Source organism: Streptomyces sp. AK010, from assembly GCF_014207295.1.
GTDB lineage: Bacteria > Actinomycetota > Actinomycetes > Streptomycetales > Streptomycetaceae > Streptomyces > Streptomyces massasporeus.
In genome coordinates, this window is record NZ_JACHCX010000002.1 from 279,944 (window position 1) to 293,801 (window position 13,858).

General features: G+C 73.3%; 13 protein-coding genes and 1 pseudogene. 7 read left to right on the top strand and 7 right to left on the bottom strand.

Annotation, left to right across the window (positions count from 1 at the left end; translation table 11 throughout):
- Positions 1-8 precede the first annotated feature (8 nt).
- Positions 9-1,310 (top strand): MFS transporter, encoded by a 1,302-nt coding sequence (locus HDC93_RS04540; RefSeq protein WP_185007384.1) that lies wholly within the window; start codon positions 9-11, stop codon positions 1,308-1,310.
- Between the two features lie 381 nt (positions 1,311-1,691).
- Here the strand turns inward: HDC93_RS04540 and HDC93_RS04545 are convergent, their stop codons facing one another.
- Together HDC93_RS04545 and HDC93_RS04550 are read right to left on the bottom strand one after the other, a co-directional pair.
- Positions 1,692-2,168, bottom strand: a complete 477-nt coding sequence (locus HDC93_RS04545) for a hypothetical protein (RefSeq protein WP_260419406.1) — start codon at positions 2,166-2,168, stop codon at positions 1,692-1,694.
- A 197-nt stretch (positions 2,169-2,365) separates the two neighbouring features.
- A complete protein-coding gene (locus HDC93_RS04550) occupies positions 2,366-3,616 on the bottom strand; it encodes a helix-turn-helix domain-containing protein (RefSeq protein ID WP_185007931.1) in 1,251 nt (416 codons plus the stop codon).
- Positions 3,617-3,728: 112 nt separating this feature from the next.
- On the opposite strand from HDC93_RS04550, the gene HDC93_RS04555 reads away from it, so the two are divergent.
- Positions 3,729-3,899 carry a hypothetical protein gene (locus tag HDC93_RS04555; protein ID WP_398983774.1) on the top strand — a complete coding sequence of 57 codons (171 nt, stop codon included), beginning with the start codon at positions 3,729-3,731 and terminating at the stop codon, positions 3,897-3,899.
- 3 nt (positions 3,900-3,902) lie between these two features.
- On the opposite strand, the gene HDC93_RS04560 is transcribed toward HDC93_RS04555, so the two are convergent.
- The 4 genes from HDC93_RS04560 to HDC93_RS04575 form a co-directional block, all read right to left on the bottom strand.
- Positions 3,903-4,526, bottom strand: a complete 624-nt coding sequence (locus tag HDC93_RS04560; RefSeq protein WP_260419407.1) for a flavin reductase family protein — start codon at positions 4,524-4,526, stop codon at positions 3,903-3,905.
- Between the two features lie 183 nt (positions 4,527-4,709).
- Positions 4,710-5,501: an enoyl-CoA hydratase/isomerase family protein gene (locus HDC93_RS04565; protein ID WP_185007386.1), complete on the bottom strand. Its 792-nt coding sequence runs from the start codon at positions 5,499-5,501 to the stop codon at positions 4,710-4,712.
- A complete protein-coding gene (locus HDC93_RS04570) occupies positions 5,501-7,729 on the bottom strand; it encodes an acetate--CoA ligase family protein (protein ID WP_185007387.1) in 2,229 nt (742 codons plus the stop codon). The genes HDC93_RS04565 and HDC93_RS04570 overlap by 1 nt, the downstream gene beginning before the upstream one ends.
- A 326-nt stretch (positions 7,730-8,055) precedes the next feature.
- Positions 8,056-9,261: an NAD(P)/FAD-dependent oxidoreductase gene (locus HDC93_RS04575; RefSeq protein ID WP_185007388.1), complete on the bottom strand. Its 1,206-nt coding sequence runs from the start codon at positions 9,259-9,261 to the stop codon at positions 8,056-8,058.
- Between the two features lie 237 nt (positions 9,262-9,498).
- On the opposite strand from HDC93_RS04575, the gene HDC93_RS04580 reads away from it, so the two are divergent.
- From HDC93_RS04580 to HDC93_RS04600, 5 genes and pseudogenes are all read left to right on the top strand, one after another.
- On the top strand, positions 9,499-9,951 hold the full coding sequence (locus HDC93_RS04580) for a DoxX family protein (protein WP_185007389.1): 453 nt from the start codon (positions 9,499-9,501) through the stop codon (positions 9,949-9,951).
- A pseudogene (locus HDC93_RS38130) lies at positions 9,948-10,370 on the top strand (Zn-ribbon domain-containing OB-fold protein); the annotation flags it as partial. The gene HDC93_RS04580 and the pseudogene HDC93_RS38130, both read left to right, overlap by 4 nt.
- Before the next feature lie 131 nt (positions 10,371-10,501).
- Positions 10,502-11,128, top strand: coding sequence for a GNAT family N-acetyltransferase (locus tag HDC93_RS04590; RefSeq protein ID WP_185007391.1), 627 nt, complete (start codon positions 10,502-10,504; stop codon positions 11,126-11,128).
- A gap of 108 nt (positions 11,129-11,236) precedes the next feature.
- Positions 11,237-11,449 carry a DUF4287 domain-containing protein gene (locus HDC93_RS04595; RefSeq protein ID WP_185007394.1) on the top strand — a complete coding sequence of 71 codons (213 nt, stop codon included), beginning with the start codon at positions 11,237-11,239 and terminating at the stop codon, positions 11,447-11,449.
- A gap of 167 nt (positions 11,450-11,616) precedes the next feature.
- Positions 11,617-12,516, top strand: coding sequence for a GNAT family N-acetyltransferase (locus HDC93_RS04600; protein WP_185007396.1), 900 nt, complete (start codon positions 11,617-11,619; stop codon positions 12,514-12,516).
- 95 nt (positions 12,517-12,611) lie between these two features.
- Here the strand turns inward: HDC93_RS04600 and HDC93_RS04605 are convergent, their stop codons facing one another.
- A complete protein-coding gene (locus HDC93_RS04605) occupies positions 12,612-13,289 on the bottom strand; it encodes a pyridoxal 5'-phosphate synthase (protein ID WP_185007398.1) in 678 nt (225 codons plus the stop codon).
- Between the last annotated feature and the right edge of the window lie 569 nt (positions 13,290-13,858).

A 13,858-nucleotide genomic window follows, 5' to 3' on the forward strand; every position in this document is an offset into this window, starting at 1 on the left:
TCTATGTCGTGACCCAGACAACCGAAGCAGCGGCCGTCCAGCAGCCGCCGCAGCCGACCCGTGTGCGGGTGCACCGCGCCTGGTTCGTCGCCGCCGTCACCTTCGTGACGATCATCGGCGCCGCCGCCTTCCGGTCCGTTCCGGGCCTGCTCATCGATCCGCTGCACGACGAGTTCGGCTGGTCACGCGGCACGATCGGCGCCGCCGTCTCGGTGAACCTGGCGCTGTACGGTCTGACGGCCCCGTTCGCGGCGGCCCTGATGGACCGCTTCGGCATCCGAAAGGTCGTCGCGGTCGCCCTGACCGTGATCGCGGCCGGCTCCTGGCTCACCGTGTGGATGACCGCCGCCTGGCAGCTGATGCTGTACTGGGGTCTGCTCGTCGGGCTCGGTTCCGGCTCCATGGCGCTGGCCTTCGCCGCGACCGTCACCAACCGCTGGTTCACCGCACGGCGCGGCCTGGTCAGCGGCATCCTCACCGCCGCCTCCGCGTCCGGCCAGCTGATCTTCCTGCCCCTGCTGTCCTGGATCATCGACCGGTACGACTGGCGCCCGGCGGCCGTGACGGTCGCGCTCGCCGCGCTCGCGGTCGTCCCGTTCGTGTGGCTCCTGCTGCACGACCACCCGGCGGACGTGGGCCAGAAGCCGTACGGCGCCGCCGAGTTCGTGCCGAAGCCGCCTCCCGTCCCCGGAGCCGCCCGCCGGGCCGTGAGCGTGCTGCTGTCCGCCGTGCGCACCGGCCCGTTCTGGCTGCTCGCCGGCACCTTCGCGATCTGCGGCGCCTCCACCAACGGCCTCATCCAGACCCACTTCATCCCCGCGGCCCACGACCACCACATGCCCCTCCAGGCCGCCGCGTCCCTGCTCGCCGTCATCGGCGTCTTCGACGTCGTCGGCACGATCGCCTCCGGCTGGTTCACGGACCGCTTCGAGCCGCGCCGCCTGCTGGCGGTGTACTACGCGCTGCGGGGCGTGTCCCTGATGTTCCTGCCGCTGCTGCTCGGCCCCGCGGTCCACCCCCCGATGATCTTCTTCATCGTCTTCTACGGCCTCGACTGGGTCGCCACCGTCCCGCCCACCCTCGCCCTGTGCCGCGAGCACTACGGCGAGGACAGCGCGATCGTCTTCGGCTGGGTCCTCGCCTCCCACCAGGTCGGGGCGGCCGTCGTCGCCTTCCTGGGCGGTGTCGCGCGGGACACCTTCGGCACGTACGACGTGGTCTGGTACGCCTCCGGGGCGCTGTGCGCGGCGGCGGCGCTGATGGCGCTGGTGATCCGGCGGAGGGCGGGGGATGTGGCGGCGACGGTTTGAGAGGAACCCGCTGTCATTCTTCCGGGCGAGCCGCCGTGCCCCAAGGGCGAGGACGGCTCGGACCCGGAGACGGATCGACTTCGCCCGGTCGCTCAAGGAGGCCGAGTAGTGCGCGCGCGTTCACTCCGGCGTTGTACGGCCGTGTCCCGAGCTCGGCTGCCGTCGTACCGGTGTCGTCGAGGACTTCGCCCGAGTGCCTCAGTACGATGCGCGCCGTGTCCTGCGTGCCCTCGCGCATACGCGGCACCAGCTCCTCCAACTTCGGAGCGAGCAGCCCGACGTACGCCTCCAACTCCTCAACCAGGAGAGACAACTCGTCCCCCTGCGGGATCGGAACCCCCAGCACGTCCTCGCACCGCTGCCGGATCCGCGCCGCGTCACTCACTCTTCCCGCTCCGTGGGCAGGCAGTGACGGCCGGCGGCGATCAGCCGGGCGACTTTCAACGGCCTGCACAGGGTCGCGGCCGAGTCGATCGGCACTGACCAGTAAGGGGCACGAGCGGGGGTGCATTCCACGGTGTCCGCCCTGGGAACTCCGAGGTAGCTGCCGTGGCCGAGGCATTCCACGTCCAGAGGTTTCCAGTCGTCGATGGCCTGATGCCAGGTTCTCGGCACGCTCGCGGGTACCAGGGCGTAGTACCGCAAGTAACGTGGATCGCAGATGACGGGGCCGCCGTCGAGGGCGTGGCGCATGAACTCGTCGAGTTCGGAAGTCTCGGTGCTTTCCGTCAGGGCGACCACGAGGCGGCCGGGGACCCGTACGGCGGAGAAAAGGGTGCCGAGTGGGAGCATGGCCACGTCGTGCTGCCGCCATTCGAGCCGGGCCCGGGCACGGCCGGGGGCAGGCAGTGATGCCAATAGCCAATGCTCCGCTGCTGACCGCCGGTCTGCTGTGCCGTGTACGCGCATGCCGCGCGCAGCGACGTCGGGCCGTAAGGCTGAGTGGCTGTGGTTACTGGGCATGCTCGGGCCTCCCCGGTCATGTGCGTTCCGTTTCACCACGTGACCGTAGAAGCGCCGGTGCAGCGGCAGGGGCACAGTTTGTGCCCCCTTGATTACGCTGCGAGAAGACCGAGCTTTACAGCGAGCCCCGAGGCACGGCGCCTGCGCGCCGGAGACTTGGCCTCGGTCTCTTCCAGGATGATGCGCTTGGCATAGCCGTTGTACTTGATCGTTTCCGGTGCCGCTTCGTAGGCCTGGTCGAGCGTGGCGAGTGCCACGTCCGGCTGCCCGTCGAGCTGGTAGCCGCGAGCGCTTTCGATGCGATGGCGCGCTCGTCGCGGTCGCGACGGGATGGTTGCCGCGTCGGCAGCCGCGACCTGCCGTACGGATTCCCCGCCGGCGTGCAACTCGACGGCGATGGTCACTGCGTGCGCACCCATGATGCCGGGTGAGAACGACGTCACCGAGTGGTAATAGGCGGCGGGCAGACGGGCCGCCATATCCCGGGCCAGGTCCCAGTACCGCCAGGCTGTCCCCGCCTCACCCCGGCGGGCTGCCGTGTAACCGGCTTCAAAGGTGAGGGCGCCCGTGATCGCGAGGACATCGTCGCCGGCGTTCGGCAGCAGCGGTTCGAGGTAGGCCAGCGCACCCAGGTTCACGGCGTCGGCAGCGTCGAAGTGAGCGGGCCCACTGTCACGGTGTGCCTGAGCGGCGAGCCACGCGGCGACGCCGATCGTGTGCGGGTCCTCGGACTCCTGAGCAGCGATCAGGGCGCGGTCGGCGACACGCCACAGCAACGCCGGGTCGGGCTGATAGGCGCAAAAGAACTGCGCGAGGGAGTACACCTCCGCGAGGACCGCCTGTGCCGCACGCCGTTCCGGTCCGGAGTCGGCCTGGCGCGCCGCAGCCTGCGCGTCGCGGATCAGGTCCGGCAGCAATCCGCCGATGACCTCACGGTGGTTCGGGGCCGAGTGTCGGGCGGCCCAAGCACGTGCGAGGCGAGCGCGGAGGTGCTCGGCGGGGGGTGCCTCGCGCTCGGTGGTGAGTGGAAAGGCATCGACAGCCGACTTCACGTCGGGGAGGCGTGGGTGTCCGGGTCCGGTGAAGAGGCCGACGCGTACGGACTGGTCTCCTGTGAGGTCGGAGAGGTCCCGTAGGCGGAGAATCTCGGCGATGCGGAGGATCACTTCGAGTCTGGGTGTCTTGAGACGGCCCGTCTCGATGCCCTTGACCCAGGAACCGGAGCGGCCGACGAGGCCTCCGAGTTGCTCACGGGTGAGGCCCTTGCGGGTGCGCAGGATCTGGAGCCGTGGCCCGAAGACAAGCGGGTCGGCGTAGGGGTCCGGGGTAGCGTCAGATGGCACGGTCTCGCCCCTTCTCTGTTCGGCGTCCACTGTCAGGGTATGGGGCAGGGCCACTTGAGTGTGAGCGCTCGGCGACGCTCAGCAAGCCCGGTGCGTGCGGATGTGGTGCGCGGTGTTACGGACCCGGGAGACCTGGCCCTGGCGCACCCCGGCGGCGGGCCTGCGCGTCGCCGACCGGCTGGAGACCCGTCCGCGCCACTCCCGCGTACGGAACACGGGCGATCCGTTCCACGCCGCGCGGGCCGGCGAAGTCACCTCGCTGTGGCGGCTGACGGCGGTGTGAGCCCTACGGTGGCGCCAGCCGGGCGAAACGTCCCCGGTGGAAGAGCAGCGGACCTTCCGGGCCGTCGGCGTCCTCCGTGCCGAGGGCGTTCACCCGGCCCACCACGATGAGGTGGTCCCCGCCGGTGTGCACGGCGTGGATCGCGCAGTCGATCCATGCCACCGCGCCCGTCAGCCGCGGCGAGCCCGACACCGGCGCCGCGTCGTACGCCACGCCCGCGAACTTGTCCGCGCCGCTCACCGCGAAGGCGCGGCACAACTCGCCCTGGCCGGAGCCCAAAACGTTCACACAGAACACCCCGGCGCGGGCGATCCGCGGCCAGGTCGTCGAGGTCCGGCCGACCATGAAGGCGACCAGGGGAGGGTCGAGGGAGAGGGAGCTGAAGGACTGGCAGGCGAAGCCGGCGGGAGGTTCTCCGGCCATGGCGGCGGGTGCCGTGACGACGGCCACGCCCGTCGCGAAGTTCCCCAGGACCCGGCGGAACTCCCGGGGGTCGAGGGGGGCACGCTCGTCGGCGCCGACGCACCGCAGTTCGGGGCGCGGCAGGGCGTCGACGGGCTCCGGGGCGGTGGCGCGGACCGACCTGAGGTAGCGGACGGCGGCTTCCGCCATCCCTGCTTGTGCCATCACATCCAGCATTGAAACTGACGCAGCGTCAGATAGGAAGGGGCGGGGAGGGGCAGGAACAGGGCGGGAAGAGGGGGGAGGAGCAGGAACAGGGCGGGAAGAGGGGGGAGGAGCAGGAACAGGGCGGGAAGAGGGGCAGGGGTAGGAACAGAGCGGGAAGAGGCGGGAAGAGGCCGGGAACGGTCAGTGGCCCCGGTACTCCGGGCTCCGCCGCTCCACGAAGCTCCGTACGCCCTCCCGCGCGTCCGCTGTCGTCATGTTGATCTCCTGTGCGGCGGCCTCGGCGGCGAAGGCGGCGGTGCGGTCGGTGTCGAGGGAGGCGTTCACGAGCTGCTTGGTCAGGGCGAGGGCGCGGGTCGGGCCGGAGGTGAGACGCTCGGCCCAGGCGCGCGCCGTCTTCTCCAGCTCCTCGTCCCTGACGACCCGGTTGACCAGCCCGAGGCGTTCGGCGTCCGCCGCGCCGAGCGCGTCGCCGAAGAACATCAGCTCCTTCGCGCGCTGCGGGCCGACGAGCCGCGGGAGGAGATAGGCGCCGCCCCCGTCGGGGACCAGCCCGCGCCGTACGAACACCTCGATGAACCGGGCGGATTCGGCCGCGAGGACCAGATCGCAGGCGAACGCCAGATGCGCGCCGAGTCCGGCCGCCGTGCCGTTCACGGCCGCGATCACCGGCTTCTCGCAGTCGAGCACGGCGGCGATCAGCCGCTGGGCGCCGGTGCGCAGGGTGCGGGCCACGTCGCCCGCGAGGCGTTCGCCGGGAGGGCCGGCCGCCCGGAGGTCCGCCCCGGCGCAGAAGCCGCGGCCCGTCCCCGTGATCACCACGGCCCGCACCTCCGCCGCCGCGGAGGCCTCCGACAGCAGCCCGATGATGTCCTCGCGCTGCCCGGGCGTCAGGGCGTTGAGGCTCTCGGGCCGGTTGAGCGTGACGGTGAGGACGTGGTCGCCGGTGGTGTGCAGAACCGCGGCCCCGGTCATCAGCGGCACACCGCCAGCGCGTCCAGGGCCACGGCACCCTGCCCCTGCGGCAGCACCATCAGCGGGTTGACGTCCAGTTCCGCGAGCTGGTCCCCGAGTTCCAGGGCCATGCGCTGCACGCGCAGGACGACCTCCACCAGCGCGTCCAGATCCGCCGCCGGCCGCCCCCGGACCCCGTCGAGCAGGGCCCGTCCGCGCAGCCCGGCGAGCATGTCCCGCGCCTGCTCCTCCCCGAAGGGCGGCACCCCTACGGCCGTGTCGCGCAGCACCTCGACGAGCACGCCGCCGAGCCCGACGGTCACGGTCGCACCGAACAGGTCGTCGTGGGCGACGCCGACGACCATCTCCACGCCCTGCTCCACCATCTGGCAGACCAGGACGCCGTCCAGGGCGACGTCCTCGTAGCGGGCGATGTCGGTCAGCTCGCGGTAGGCGTCGCGGACCTGGCTGGCCGAGGTCAGCCCGATCTTCACCAGGCCCAGTTCGGTCTTGTGGGCGATCCGGGCGCCGGAGGCCTTCATCACCACCGGGTAGCCCACGAGCCCGGCCGCGCGGACGGCCGCCGCCGCACTGGTCACCAACTGCTCGCGCGGTACGCGGATGCCGTACGCCCGCAGCAGCTGCTTCGCCGCGTGCTCGCTCAGCTGCCGGCCGGGCTGCATCAGGGCCTGCGCCTTGCGGTAGGACGGCGAGGGGGTGCGCGGGGCCTCGTCGAAGGGGGAGCGGTAGGCGGCGGCGAAGCGGTGGTGGGCGAGGTGGGCGCGGACGGCGGTGAGGCAGTTGCCGACCGTGCGGAAGGTGGCCACGCGGGAGGAGCCGAGCAGGATCTCGCGGTAGGCGGGCTCGGTGCCGACCGGCGAACCCCACACCACGCAGACCAGCTTGTCGGTCTGCTCGGCCGCGTCCACCAGGTCCCGCACGAGCCGGTCGCTGAGCGGGGGGAACGGCCCGGTGACCGGGCAGAGCAGTACACCCACGGCGGGGTCGGCGAGGATCGCGTCGATGATCTTCCGGCCGCGCTCGTCCCCGACCGGATGCCCGCCGTTGTCGACCGGGTTGGCGACGCTCAGGTACTCGGGTATCCACTGGTGCAGCTCGGCCTGCCTGGCCTCGGACAGGACCGGCAGGCTCAGGCCCATCCCGGTCGCCAGGTCGGCGACGTGGGCGCCGGTGCCGCCGGAGATGGAGTAGACGACGACCCCGTCGGCGCGCGGCGGGCGGGCCCGGGCCAACAGGGCCGCCGTGTCCTGGAGTTCGTCGAGCCCGTCGACCCGGATCACGCCGTACTGGCGCAGCGCCGCGTCCACCACGGCGTCCGCGCCGGTCAGTTTGCCGGTGTGGGAGGCGGCCGTGCGGGCGCCGGTCTCGGTGCGGCCCACCTTGACGGCGACGACCGGCACACCGCGCCGGGCGGCCCGGTCGGCGGCGAGCAGGAAGGAGCGGCCGTCCTTCAGCCCTTCGAGGTAGCAGGCGATGGCGCCGACCTCGGGCTGCTCGGCGAAGTAGGAGAGGAAGTCGGCGCTCTCCAGGTCGGCCTCGTTGCCGGTGGGGGCCCAGTGGGAGAGGCGGATGCCGAGTTCCTGGAGGGCGAAGACGGGGCGGCCCTGGTGGCCGGACTGGGTGATCAACGCGATCGCCGGCCCTTCCAGGTCGTCACGGAACCGCTCGAAGGCGTTGAGGTTGGTGTTGGGCCCGAGCAGCCGCAGCCCAGACTGCTCCACGGCGGCGGCCAGTCGCCGCTGGGCGGCCTCGCCCTCCGGCCCGGTCTCGGCGAACCCGGACGCGAAGGCGACCGCGAACCGCGCCTTGGCCTCGGCCAGTTCCTCGATCACCGGGACGGGGTCTTTGACCAGCACCACGGCCAGGTCGACCTGCTCGGGCAGGCCGGCGACGGAAGGGAAGCAGGGGATGCCGAACACCGACGGCCGGCTGGGGTGGACCGGGTACAGCGTGGCGCCGACCCGCTCGGCCCAGTCGGCCAGCTGCCGTGTGATGCCGGTGTTCGGGCGGCCCTCGGCGTCCGAGGCGCCGACCACGGCGACGGACCGGGGGCGGAAGAAGCGGTCCAGATCGGGTACGCCGGAGTGCAGCGGCCGTCCGCTGACATCCAGGTCGCCCGCCTGGGCGGGCCTGCCGTGGACAGCAGGCCGCCCGGACCGCTCGCCACAGGCGATGGCCCGGGCCCGGCGGGAGTCGGTGGTGAGGGTGCCGTGGGTCGATCCAAGCATCGTTTCCGCCCGCTCCTGTGAGACAGCCGCTAACTGACGCTCTGTCAGGTTACTGAACTGATGCGACGTCAGGAACGGTGTGGGCGGGTCAAGTTGTCGACTGGACCGACGCGCATTGTCCCGCCGTGGGGCGGTGGCTCGGCCCGGCAGGCGGGACGTGCCCGTCGGGCGGTGGCTCGGCCCGGCAGGCGGGACGTGCCCGTCGGGCGGTGGCTCGGCCCGGCAGCGGGACGTGCCCGTCGGGCGGTGGCTCGGCCCGGCAGCGGGACGTGCCCGTCGGGCGGTGGCTCGGCCCGGCAGCGGGACACGCCCCGTCGGGCGGCGGCTCAGCCCGGCAGGCGGGACACGCCCCCCGAGCCGCTCCTCGCGACGGCCTTCGCGATCTTCACCGCGTCGAGCGCCATCTCGCGGAGGTTGCCGCTGATCGGGTTGGTGAAGCCGGTGAAGTACAGGCCGGGAGCGGTCCTCGGGGTGCGGGGGCCGTGGGTGACGGGCCTGCCGCGGTCGTCGAGGACGTCGAGGTGCCCGACCAGGTCCTCCAGGGCGCGGACGTACCCCGTGGCGGCGATCACCACGTCCGGGGAGATCCGGGTGCCGTCGGCGAGGGCGATCTTGCCGCCGTCCTCGAAGCCCTCCACGGCCGCCACGACCTCCACCCCGCCCTTGCGCACGGCGTCGATCAGGCCGACGTCCTGCACCGGGATGGCCCCCTGCTTCACCCGCGTGTACAGCCCGGTGTCGGGGCGCGGCAGCCCGTGGGCCGACAGGTCGGGCACGGCCACCTTGGCCTGCAGCCGGGAGATCCGGTCGACCAGGCCGACCGGCAGCCGGCGGACCAGGACGCCGCTGTACTGGGCGGCCCAGCCGGCGGTCGAACGGCGCACGATGTGGGGGACGGTGCGCACGGCGAGCCGGACCCGCGAGGCGCCGCTCTCCACCAGGTCGACGGCGATCTCGGCGCCGGTGTTGCCGACCCCGACGACGAGGACGTCCCGGCCGGCGTAGGGCTTGCCGCTGCGGTACTCGCCGGCGTGCAGGAGCTCGCCCGTGAAGTCGGCGCGGCCGGGCCAGTCCGGCAGCCGCGGGGTGTGGTTGTAGCCGGTGGCGACGACCACCGCCGCGCCGGTCAGCTCCCGGCCGCCGGTGGCGTGCAGCAGCCAGCCCGTACCGTCGGGGGTGCGCTCGACGCGGGACACCTCGACGCCGGTGACGATCTCCAGGCGGTGGTGCTCGGCGTACTTCTCCAGGTACCGCACCACGTCGTCCCGGGACACCCACCGCCCGAACCGGCGCGGCATCGGCAGCCCGGGCAGGGCCGAGAGGCGGCGGGTGGTGTGCAGGTGCAGCCGGTCGTAGTGACGGCGCCAGGACGCCCCGACCCGGTCGGACTTCTCCAGGACGACGGCCCGTATGCCCCGGGCGCGCAGCGCGTACGCCACGGAGAGCCCGCCGGGGCCGCCGCCGATGACGTAGACGGGGCGGTCGGGTGGGGGCTGTGCGGAGGCATGTGTGGGGGGTGTGGAGTCGGCCATGAGCGCGAGCGTAATCACGGGACCGCTTGATGGGTCTCGGTCAAGACCGGAATTGGTTTCGGATTGATCACGCCTGTGGGAGGAGCGAGTGGGGCTCGTGGCGTAGCGGGCCTGGTTGTGGCGGGGAGGTGATCGTTCCTGGTCGAACGAAGGTCGGGGGCGGTCCTTGTCCGGGGCGCGGAGTCGGCCTCTCGCCGGCCCTTGCGCATCCGCGGATCTGACGTACCGTCAGATTGTATGGACGCGATCTGGCTCACCGGGGCGGAATGGCTGGCCGTGCTGCGGATCGGGCTCGGGCTGTGGTGGCTGGAGAGCTGGCGGCACAAGGACCGCAAGGCCTGGTTCGAGCGGGGCACCGGCATCACGTGGGCGGCCTCCATAGCCGCCGGGCACCGCTGGAAGGCCGTGCGTTCGGGCTTCGAGGCGGCGGTGGCGCCGCACCCGCGCGTGATGGCGCACGTCGTCGTCTACGCGGAACTGGCGCTCGGACTGGGCCTGATCACCGGCTTCCTCACCCCGATCGCCCTGGTCGGCGGGTTCCTCCTCAACGCGCTGTACTTCACGCTCATGGTGCACGACGTCGCCGAGCAGGGGCAGAACACGATGATGGCGCTGATGTCGGTGGTCGCGCTGTTCGGGATGTCCTGGCAGGCGTGGTCGCTGGACAGCGCGTTCGGGCTGTTCCTGTGACCGGCCACCGCTTCGACCGGCCCGAGGTCGACGCCTTCACGCGGACGTACTGGGACGCCGCCGCCGAGGGCCGGCTGCTGATCCGCCGCTGCGGGGCCTGCGGCCGGGCCCACCACTACCCGCGCGAGTTCTGCCCCCACTGCTGGAGCGAGGACGTCACCTGGGAGACGGCGAGCGGCCGCGCCACGCTCTACACCTGGTCCGTCGTCCACCGTAACGACCTTCCGCCGTTCCCGGACCGCGTCCCCTATGTCGCCGCCGTGGTCGAACTCGCCGAGGGGCCGCGGATGATGACGGAGATCGTGGAGGCCGGGGAGTCGTCGTCGGCGGCACTCGCGAGCGGGGGTGCGGGCCTGTCGGGTGGGGCGGAGCTGGTGGTGGCGTTCCGGGAGGGGGTGCCGGTGTTCACGAGGGCGCCGGAGCCCCCGGGGGCTCCGGTCCTCCCGGGATGCCGGCGTTCCCGGGGACGCCGGTGTAACCACCCGCTTCTTGCCCCGTCCTCGGCGCACGGGAGGCCGGTTTCCGGGAACCACGGGTTTGAATGGGACCCATGGCCCCCATACGTGACCAGTCTCTGACCGGCCCCCACCCGGCTCTCCGCGGCCACGGTCTCCGCCTGCGCCCCTGGGACGCCGGATCCGGTGCCGACGTCGACACGTGGCTGCGGGGGCTGCGCGATCCGGAGTTCCGGCGCTGGAACACCCCGCTGCGGCTGGTCACGGACCGGGCCGGTGCGCGGGAGTCGCTGCTGGCGCGGGCGCAGAGTGCCCTGGAGGGGACGTCGGTGTCGTTCCGGGTCGCGGACGCCCGCACCGACGCGCCGCTGGGGCACATCGGGGTCAACGAGATCAAGTACCACCTGAAGGTCGCCCGGGTCGGCTACTGGGTCCTGCCCGAGGCCCGCGACCAGGGCGTCGCCACCCGGGCCCTGTTGCTCACCGCCCACTGGGCGCTGACGGAACTCGGAATGCACCGGCTGGAGCTGGACCACGCGGTCGGTCACGACGCGTCGTGCCGGATCGCCGAGCGATGCGGGTTCTCGTACGAGGGCACCCTGCGCGGTGCGATCTTCCAGGAAGAGCGGCACGACGCGTTCCGGGACGCCCATCTGCACGCCCGCCTGGCCACGGACCCGGAGCCGGCGGGTCCGCGAGGAGGGCGGAACGAGTCAGAGTGACGCACCTCACATTGGCTGGGCGATCAGTCCGACCCGCCCCGCCGGTCATACCCGGCAACCGCAGCGCGACCGCAGCTGCACCGCCGAGCAGTGAAGGGACCGGCCGAGATGACCGCACCCGTGAAGGGCCCCGCCGCCTACTTCCCCTCCATCGAGAAGAAGTACGGCCGACCGATCGCCGACTGGCAGGAGCTCATCCGCACCTCGCCGCTGACCCGGCACATGGAGCTCGTCACCTGGCTCAAGACCGAGCACGGTCTGGGACACGGCCACGCCAACGCGCTGGTGGCGCACACGCTCGCCGAGGACAGCGGCAAGTGAGCGGACGGGACCGCGGCCGGCGCCGCATCGGCTGACGGGGGACCGGCTCACGGTCGGCCGACGGGGGACCGCCTCAAGGTCAGCCGACGGTGGACCGCCTCAAGCAGCCGGCGGGGACCGTCGGAAAATCAGGGGTGCCCGGGCGGCGGCACACGGCACCATGAACCATGGACACCGGAACCGGAATCGACCCCGATACCGATCCCCGCCCCGCTACGGGCGGCTGGCACCTCAGCCATGACCTCGACGGCTTCCTGACCCGCGCGGGAGCCTTCCTCCGCTCCCGGCCGGCGCTGCACACCGTGCCGCTGACGGTCACGGAGACCCTGCGGACCCGCGGCCGGTGCGTGTACGGCGACGGGGCACCGGAGTTCGGTGTACTGGAGCGGGCGGGAGAGGTCCGGGCGGCCTTCTTCCGCACCCCGCCGCACTGGCTGAACCTCACCGCCGTCACCCCCGAGGACGCCGACTCCCTCGCCGCGCTCCTGGCCGCCCTCGGCCGACGTCTGCCCGGGGTCAACGCGGAGTGCGACACCGCGGCCGCCTTCGCCGAGGCCTGGCAGCGGCACACGGGCGCCCCGGCCGTCCTCCGCCAGCGCCAGCGGCTCTACCGGCTCGGCACCCTGACCGATCCGGGGCCCCTCCCGCCCGGCGGCCCCCGGATCGCCGTCGAGGCCGACCGCGAGCTCCTCTGGCGCTGGCACGACGAGTTCAGCGCGTCCGTCGGCCTGGGCACCGTCCGCGACTCCGCCGAGTGGGCGGACGCCCGCATCGACAGCGGCGGCGTCACCTTGTGGGAAACCCCCGACGGCACACCGGTCGCCATGGCCGGCACCAGCCCCCGAGTCGCCGGCCAGGTCCGCGTCGCCTCGGTCTACACCCCGCCCCACTTCCGCCGCCGCGGCTACGCGGGCGCCGCGACGGCCGAAGTCAGCCGCGCCGCCCTGGCCTCCGGCGCGGCCGAGGTCCTCCTCTTCACCGACCTGGACAACCCGACCAGCAACGGCCTCTACCAGCGCATCGGCTACCGGCCGGTGGCGGACTTCGACGTGCACGACTTCACGTAGAAGACGTGCACGACTTCACGTGGAAGGAGGTGGGGTGAGTCGCCCTCAGGCCGAAGCCAAGTAGCCGCTCACACCCGGCCGTTGGGCCCCGCCCCTCACGGCCACAGCAGCTCCCGCGACCACTCCTCCCCGTCCCGCTGCACGGCCCGCCGGTAGCGGAGCCGGACGTGTCGGCGTCGCTCGTCACCCTGGAAGAACTCGACCTCCTCGGCCCGCAGCCGGTACAGCGTCCAGGACGGCACCGGTGCCTCCGGCTCCCGCGACGCCCGTTCCCACGCCGACTCCGAGGCCCGGGCCAGGTCGTCCAGGGACGGCAGGACCTCGCTCTGCCGCCCGGTCAGCGCCGCCGCCAGCGCGCCCGTCGAGCGGGCGTGCAGGTCGCCCTGGGCGTCCTCGGACGCCGCCGCCGTCACCGGGCCGCGCACCCGGACCTGGCGGCCCAGCACCGGCCAGTAGAAGCCGAGCGCGGCATACGGGCGGCCGGCGAGGTGCCGCCCCTTGCGGCTGCCGGCGTGGGACGCGAAGGACCAGCCGTCGGCGTCCGCTCCGTGCAGCATCACGATCCGCACGTCGGGCAGGCCCGACTCGTCGGAGGTCGCCAGCGACATGGTGTGCGGCTCGGTCTGGCCGGCCGCCACCGCCGCCGCGAACCACTCGGCGAACAAGGGCAGGGGAGTGGCCGGGGCGGTGGTCGGCTCGAAGGAGGGCAGGTCCGTGACCTTCGGGTCCCAGACCCGCAGTGACCTCAGCAGCTCGTGAAGATCGGTTGCCATGCCTCGATTGTGTCCGGTTCCGCCCGGCGACGCGGAGCGCGGGCCTCCCAGCTCCGTCCTCCCCGGGTTTCCCCGCCCCCGCGTTCGCCCCCGCGGCCTCGCCTCCGCGTTCGCCCGTGCGGCCTCCGCGGCCCCCGCGGCCTCGCCTCCGCGTTCGCCCGTGCGGCCTCCGCGGCCCCCGCGGCCTCGCCTCCGCGTTCGCCCGTGCGGCCCGTGCGGCCCGTGCGGCCCGCGCGGCCCGTGCGGCCCGTGCGGCCTCCGCGGCCTCGCGCCCGCGTTCGCCCGTGCGGCCCCCGCGGCCTCCGCGGCCTCGCGCCCGCGTTCGCCCGTGCGGCCCCCGCGGCCTCCGCGGCCTCGCGCCCGCGTTCGCCCGTGCGGCCCCCGCGGCCCCCGCGGCCTCGCGCCCGCGTTCGCCCCCGCGGCCCCCGCGGCCTCGCCTCCGCGTTCGCCCGCGCGGCCTCCGCGGCCCCCGCGGCCTACGCGGCCCCCGCGGCCTCGTGCTCGCGTTCGCCCGCGCGGACCTCCGCGCCCCGGCTCCGGATCCCCGCCCCGCCCCCTCACCCCGCCCC

What these genes read in the sequence shown, in the direction of transcription:
- HDC93_RS04565 (WP_185007386.1), bottom strand. Translation starts at nt 5,501, where the DNA reads ATGACCGGGGCCGCGGTTCTGCACACCACCGGCGACCACGTCCTCACC.
- HDC93_RS04600 (WP_185007396.1), top strand. Translation starts at nt 11,617, where the DNA reads ATGGACACCGGAACCGGAATCGACCCCGATACCGATCCCCGCCCCGCT.
- HDC93_RS04560 (WP_260419407.1), bottom strand. Translation starts at nt 4,526, where the DNA reads ATGGCACAAGCAGGGATGGCGGAAGCCGCCGTCCGCTACCTCAGGTCG.
- HDC93_RS04605 (WP_185007398.1), bottom strand. Translation starts at nt 13,289, where the DNA reads ATGGCAACCGATCTTCACGAGCTGCTGAGGTCACTGCGGGTCTGGGAC.
- HDC93_RS04575 (WP_185007388.1), bottom strand. Translation starts at nt 9,261, where the DNA reads ATGGCCGACTCCACACCCCCCACACATGCCTCCGCACAGCCCCCACCC.
- HDC93_RS04580 (WP_185007389.1), top strand. Translation starts at nt 9,499, where the DNA reads ATGGACGCGATCTGGCTCACCGGGGCGGAATGGCTGGCCGTGCTGCGG.
- HDC93_RS04570 (WP_185007387.1), bottom strand. Translation starts at nt 7,729, where the DNA reads ATGCTTGGATCGACCCACGGCACCCTCACCACCGACTCCCGCCGGGCC.
- HDC93_RS04590 (WP_185007391.1), top strand. Translation starts at nt 10,502, where the DNA reads ATGGCCCCCATACGTGACCAGTCTCTGACCGGCCCCCACCCGGCTCTC.
- HDC93_RS04595 (WP_185007394.1), top strand. Translation starts at nt 11,237, where the DNA reads ATGACCGCACCCGTGAAGGGCCCCGCCGCCTACTTCCCCTCCATCGAG.